The organism is Paraburkholderia sediminicola, from assembly GCF_046026895.1.
Lineage (GTDB): Bacteria > Pseudomonadota > Gammaproteobacteria > Burkholderiales > Burkholderiaceae > Paraburkholderia > Paraburkholderia sediminicola_C.
On the sequence record NZ_JAQQEU010000171.1, the window covers coordinates 1 to 4,297 of the forward strand.

Below are 4,297 nucleotides of genomic sequence, written 5' to 3' on the forward strand. Positions count from 1 at the left end.
TCGACATAGGTCACCTTGCGTTGAAGTTGGGCGAACAGCACATCAAGCGTCATGCCGACCAAACCGATGAGTAATACCGAGAACAATACGTTCGCCAGCGACAGGTTGTTCCATTCGTTCCACAGGAAGTAGCCGATGCCGGTGCCGCCGACCAGCATTTCGGCCGCGACGATCACAAGCCACGCGATGCCCATCGAAATCCGCATTCCGGTGACGATGGTGGGCGCCGCCGCGGGCAGCACGACCCACAGTGCGCTGCGCAATGGCGGCACTTCAAGGGTGCGCGCCACGTTGAGCCAGTCGCGCCGCACCCCAGCGACTCCGAACGCGGTATTGACGAGCATGGGCCATACCGAGCAGATGAAGATCACGAACACCGCCGAGGCCGACGAACTCTTGATCGTGTACAACGCGATCGGCATCCAGGCGAGCGGCGAAATCGGCTTCAGCACCTGGATGAACGGATTGAAGGCGAGGAACGCAAGCCGCGACATGCCGATCACAAAACCGAGCGGCACCGCAACCAGCAGCGCAATCGCGTAACCGGCCGCGACCCGCACGAGCGAATAGCCGAGCTGGATGCCGACGCCCTTATCGTTCGGTCCGTTGTCGTGGAACGGATGCGCAAGCTGGCGTGCGGCCTCGTGCGCGAACTCGGCGGGCGACGGGAAGCCAGCGACCTTCATCGAATCCGCCGCGGCCCCGTCCGCACCCGGATCGGACGCCTTGCCCATCAGCACTGCGTACTCGGCAGCCTCGGCGGCCGCGGCACTCGTGGTTGTCGATGCCGTCGTCGCAGCTGTCGCGGCTCGCGTCTTCGGGAGCGTCGCGGCCTGCCAGACGACCAGCAGCAGCGCGAACAATGCAAGCGAGCATAGCGCCGCCTTGCTTCGCAACGTGAATCGTCGAATTGCAGCCATTCAGTTTCTCCTGCGTTCAGGCGCGTTTGATGGCAAGGCCATCGAGGTATGCGTCGGGTCGGCTCCAGTCGAAAGTCCGTCCCATCACCGTAATCGGCCGGTAGCCGCCGTTGCCCGCAATATCCGGCGGTGTCTCACCGATCTGCTTCATCGCGTTGTCCGCGTCGGTCAGCAGGAATATTTGCTGCGCGAGTGAACGGTAGTTGACGCCGCCCTTCAGATAACCCCAACGCTTCATCTGCGTCATCATCCATGTCGCCATCGAATACCACGGCAGCGGCTGAAAATCGATCCGGTCCGCGACGTGGTGCACGTGACCAATGCCGTCCGCATAGGTGCCGGTCAGCACCTGCCGGATCACCAGCTCGGGCTGATTCAGATAGGCAGGCGCCGCAATCATTTTCGACAGTTCGGCGCGATGCGCAGAGTCGCTCGCATAGGCGGCCGCGCGCAGATTCGCACGAAGCAGCGCGGCGAACGCGTTCGGGTTCTGCCGCACGAACGCGTCGGGCACACTGAACGAGCAGCAGGGGTGCCCCGCCCAGATGTCCTTCGACAGAATATGAATGAAACCGACTTCGTCGAATACCGCGCGTTGGTTGAACGGATCGGGTCCCAAAAATCCGTCGATGTTGCCCGCACGCAGGTTCGCGATCATCTCCGCGGGCGGCGTCACACGCAGCTGCACATCGCGATCAGGATCGATGCCATGCTCCGCGAGGTAATAGCGCAGCAGAAAGCTGTGCATCGAATAGTCGAACGGAATCGCGAAGCGAAACCCTTTCCAGTGGCGCGGGTCGCGGTTGTCCTTGTGTTTGAGCGCCAGCACGATGGCCTGGCCGTTCACGTTCTGGATCGTCGCGACGCGCGTCGGCGTGGGCTGGGAACCGACGCCAAGCGAAATCGCGAGCGGCATCGGCGCGAGCATGTGCGATGCGTCAAGTTCGCGATTCAGCATCCGGTCGCGCACCAGCGCCCAGCCGCCCACCTTGTTCAGCGTGACGTTCAGCCCTTCCTCTTTGTAAAAGCCGAGCGGCTCCGCGGCGATCAGCGGCGTGGCGCAGGTGATCGGCAGAAACCCGACGTTGAGGTCGCGCTTTTCGGGCTGCGGGGCTTTCGTTTCTGCGAAAGCCTGCTGGAGCGACGCGATCGGCAGCACGCTGTACACGGCGGCGATGGCAGTGCTCTTGCCGACCGCACGGATGAAGGCACGCCGCATCGCGTTGCGCGGAAAGAGTGCGCGTACGGCCGCTGCTTCGATGGCGTCACCCAACGCGGCTTCACCGTCCGTGCTGCGTACTTCATGCGCGTCGTGCGCGGTGCCCGCTGTAGCGGCGCGGTGCGCGGCTTCATCGGCATGGCGGCCACATGAGCAGCCGCCAAGCGTGCTGCCGGGGTCGAACGGTTGATAACGGTTACCCATGTGGTGTCCGATGCGTGAGGGTTGGTTCAGGCCGCGAGTTCGACGCGTCGGCTGCCGACCGTCAACGACGAAACGATGTCGCCGTCACGGTACTGCGCCATCGCGAGGTGTCCGTCGTCTTCTTCGACGATTTGCCAGTCCAGCTCGCGCGAAGGCAGTCCGCGCACGACGATCGGCGTCGAGCGCGTCTTCACGCGGATCACGGGCGACTGGTGACGATACCCTGCATATTCGCAGCCGGTCACCGCGTGCGCGATCGCTTCGGCTTGCGCGACAATCGGCTCGATGAAGCGGCACGGCTCGCCGGCGAAGCTGATGCAGTCGCCGAGCGCGTAGATATCCGGCCGGCTGGTCTGCAACGTGCGGCTGTCCACAACGATGCCGTGCTCGAATTCGAGTCCCGCCATTCTTGCAAGGCGCCCTTCGGTGGCGAGCCCCACTGCGCACAGCACGAGATCGGCGGCAATCCGCTCGCCGTGCTGCGTCCTGATCACCTTTTCGCTTCGCGCGGCGCTGACATCGGCGACACCGCCGCCTGCCGTCGTCGCGTCACTCGTCCGCTGCATGGCGCACGCGTCGATCCCACGCTGCTCCTCGACGCTCACGCTGCGGCCGGGCAGAAAGTGGATGCCGAGCCGCGTCCAGCTGGCGAGCAGGCGGCGTGAGGCCGGCGCCGGCAACAACGTCGCGAGGGGCCTGTCGCTCACATCCAGCACGGTGACCATATGTCCCGCCCGTGCCAGGTCCTCCGCCAGCTCGCAGCCGACCAGACCCGCGCCGATCACCGCTACGCGCGCCGGCCCCGCCGTCAGCCGGCGCTGCATGCTGCTCCACATCGACAGATCGTTGACGCGCCAGCAGAGCTCGCGCGGCAAGCCGGACGGCACCACGGGCCGCGCCCCTTGGGCGAGAATCAGTTGCCGGTAACGGAACGTGCCCGCTGTCGTGCGCAGTTGATGCAGCGCCGGCGACAGCCCGATCGCGTAGGTATGGGCGACCAGCCGTACGCCGAGCCGCGTTGCGGCGGCCGGCCCGGTCTCGAATACGAGCCGCTCCGGTGTGCGTTTCTCGCTCAACGAAACCGACAGTTCCGGCTTGCGGTAACGGTCCGCCGAGCAGGCGCTCACCAGCGTGATCGGTATGTCCGGATCCAAGGCCCGGACTGCTTCGACGGCTGCCCAACCCGCCGTGCCGCCGCCGACCACGATTACCCCAAGGGTGCGTGAGGGCGCGCCCTGCGCCGGCGCGCACGCCGCTGCGCCGGCCACAACCGGCTCGTAAAGCACAAAATCCGCTTTTGTCACCCCGCATAGCGGGCACTCCCAGTCATCGGGGATCACGTCGAAGCGTGTGCCGGCCGCAATGCCGCTATCGGGGTCTCCCAGTTCTTCGTCATAGATCACGCCGCACGCGCGGCAGACGTATTTCTTCCACTCGACAATCTGGACGCTCATGCTGGAAGCTCCTCGGCGGAAAGGCGGGCCATTTCCCAACGCAGATGCTTGATGGCCGGCGTCACGATCGCCACGAAGTGCGACTCGCGAATCCGCCGCTGCGGCGCTGCGCTCATCAAATAGCCGCGCGCGCCCTGATGCAGCAGCGACGCCTGCGCCGCACGCAACGCGAGCTCCGCGCCGCGCGTGCGCAAATCGAGCACTTCCAGCAGATAGTCGGTGCTGCCGTCGTAGGCGGTGCGCGCAAGTCGCTGCGTCGCGTTCACCGCTTCGTCGAGTTCGGCCGTCAGTTCGACTGGCCGGTCGTGCAGGAAACGGTTCACGTGACCGAGTACCGGCTCGACTTCGAGACACGAATCGATACCACCCTGTGCGACGCCCAGCGCCATGCCGACCTGCAGCAGGATGAACGCCGCCTTGATCCGCGCGACGAATGGCCGCGCCGGATCGGCAATCAGGTCGGCTTCGCCGACGAAATAGTTGGTGAGCTTGACGCCCCA

The 4,297-nt window shown here is 65.2% G+C and carries 3 protein-coding genes and 1 pseudogene; all 4 read right to left on the reverse strand.

Annotated elements, in window-relative coordinates; genetic code table 11:
- Positions 1-920, reverse strand: a 920-nt coding sequence (gene ntrB / locus PQR02_RS39740; protein WP_408243276.1) for a nitrate ABC transporter permease, incomplete at its 3' end; no start/stop codon positions are given.
- Between the two features lie 16 nt (positions 921-936).
- Entirely contained in the window at positions 937-2,343 is a 1,407-nt protein-coding gene (locus PQR02_RS39745) for a CmpA/NrtA family ABC transporter substrate-binding protein (RefSeq protein ID WP_408243277.1), read from the reverse strand.
- Between the two features lie 26 nt (positions 2,344-2,369).
- The gene (locus PQR02_RS39750) at positions 2,370-3,797 is read right to left on the reverse strand and encodes an FAD-dependent oxidoreductase (protein ID WP_408243278.1); all 1,428 of its coding nucleotides are present in this window, start codon (positions 3,795-3,797) and stop codon (positions 2,370-2,372) included.
- Positions 3,794-4,297: pseudogene (locus tag PQR02_RS39755) on the reverse strand (acyl-CoA dehydrogenase); the annotation flags it as partial. The pseudogene PQR02_RS39755 and the gene PQR02_RS39750, both read right to left, overlap by 4 nt.